General features: G+C 63.3%; 2 protein-coding genes and 1 pseudogene. All 3 read right to left on the minus strand.

The features are described 5' to 3' along the window. A pseudogene (locus VFL62_RS26610) lies at positions 1–647 on the minus strand (LLM class flavin-dependent oxidoreductase); the annotation flags it as partial. A gap of 37 nt (positions 648–684) precedes the next feature. Continuing rightward, a complete protein-coding gene (locus VFL62_RS26615) occupies positions 685–1422 on the minus strand; it encodes a glucose 1-dehydrogenase (RefSeq protein ID WP_325175379.1) in 738 nt (245 codons plus the stop codon). Between the two features lie 48 nt (positions 1423–1470). After that, the coding region (locus VFL62_RS26620; protein ID WP_325175380.1) for an FAD-dependent oxidoreductase at positions 1471–2121 on the minus strand (651 nt) is incomplete at its 5' end.

The following is a 2121-nucleotide window of genomic DNA, read 5'->3' on the forward strand; positions in this document are numbered from 1 at the left end:
CGGCGACGTAGCGGTCATATACATCTTGGGTTGCCCCGGGGACGGTGAACCCATCGCCGAAGCGCACCGCGCGCCGAAGCGCCGCGGGTGTAAAACCGCCGAGCCAGATTGGTGGATGCGGTTTCTGGATAGGCTCGGGCGTCACCCTAACGTTCTGGAAATCGAAAAAAATCACTCCTGAAGGTGACGGTTTCGCCCGCAAGAGCGCGGCGAATGATGTCGAGCGATTGGTCGGTGCGCGCGCCACGCTCCTTGGATGACACGCCAAAGCCCGTGAACTCTTCGCGCTTGGAGCCGATCCCGACACCGAGCTCGAAACGGCCGCCCGAGAAGACATCAACGGTCGCAAGATCTTCGGCAAGGCGGATCGGATTGTGAAACGGCATCAGCAGCACGCCGGAGGCGATGCGGATCCGGTTGGTGCGGGCGGCGATCGCCGCGGCGGCGGGGAGGATCGAGGGAAGATAGCCGTCTTCGATGAAGTGGTGCTCGGACAGCCAGACATCATCAAACCCGTTGTTTTCGCCCCACGCGATCTGATCGAGGATTTCGCGATAGAGGCGGTCGGCGGGTTGGCGCCACTGTGCCGGGTTGCGGAAGTCATACCAAAGGCCGAAACGGATTTTTCGAGTGTCGTGGCTCACCATGGCCTCCTGACGAATTGGGATGCCTCAACGCGCTTGATCAGATTTGTGCCGCACCGCCGTCCACGAACAGCTCGATGCCGTTGACGTAGGCGCTGTCGTCGGAAGCGAGGAACACCGCGGCCTTGCCGAGATCATCGGGTGTGCCGATCCGGCCGAGTGGAACCGATGCAATCGCCTCAGCCTTTTGCTCGTCCGTCATGAAATGAGAGAGGCCGGGCGTCGCCGTGTAGCCGGGGCTCAACACGTTGACCCGGATTTCGCGCCCCTTGAGGTCGACGATCCAGCCGCGCGCGAACGAGCGTATGGCGGCCTTTGATGCGTTGTACACCGAGCAAGACGGGAAGCCCTTGATCGACACCATCGAGCCGGTCAGGATCACCGAGGAGCCTTTCCTAAGCAGCGGCAGCGCCTTTTGCACCGCGAACAACAGGCCGCGGACGTTGGTGTTGAACGTCCTGTCGAAATGTTCCTCGGTAATCTCTCCCAACGCGGCGAATTCGTAGACCCCGGCATTCGCCGCCAGCACGTCGATCTGCCCGGCCTGCGTCTTGACGGTTGCATAGATGCGGTCGAGATCGGCGAGGTTAGCCGTATCGCCCTGGAGCGCTGCGGCATTGCCGCCGAGCGCGGTGACGGCCTTATCCAGTTCGGATTGATGACGGCCGGTAATAAACACCCGCGCACCTTCTTCGGCAAAGTGCTCGGCGATGCCGAGGCCAATGCCGGCGCTGCCGCCCGTCACGACGGCGACTTTGCCTGCGAGCTTGCCGGTCATGGTGATTTCCTTTCGATCTCGCCGCGCCAGTGGCGAGGTTGTGATGAGCTATTGTGCGGATCGGGCCGGAACGTTCGCGAAGAGCGGGCCAAGACCCTCCGCCATCGTCGGGTGCGCGATCACGGCATCGCGGAGCTTCGGAAAGGGCAGACCCGCCAGCATCGCGGTTTGCACCACGGTCATCACCTCACCGGCCTCGGCGCCGATCATCGTGAAGCCGAGAATGCGGTCGTCACTTCCAACCAGGGCCTTCATGAACCCTTGTGTTTCGTCCGTCGTCTCCGCCCGTAGCACAGCGCTCATCGGCAGCCTCGCGGCGCGCGCAGTAATCGCTTGACGTTGCGCTTCCTGCTCGCTTAGTCCGACCCGCGCGAGGGGCGGATCCGTGAACATGCAGTAGGGAACGAGCCGATCGCGCGTGCTGCGGCTCCCTCCGGCGAGATTGTCCCTGACGATCCGAAAGTCGTCGTTGGATACGTGCGTGAACTGCGGGCTGCCGGCACATTCGCCCATGGCCCAGACATTGGGTGCCGTCGTCTCGAGCCGCTCATTGACCCGAATGTAGCCACGGCCGTCTAACTCGACCCCGGCCTGTTCGAGCGCGATCCCGGCGGTGTTGGGAACGCGCCCCGTCCCGACCAGGATGTCGCTGCCCTCGATCTGCTGCTCGCCGGCGGGTGTGCGGACGGTAAGGCCGAC

It is taken from the genome of Bradyrhizobium sp. (assembly GCF_035701725.1).
Lineage (GTDB): Bacteria > Pseudomonadota > Alphaproteobacteria > Rhizobiales > Xanthobacteraceae > Bradyrhizobium.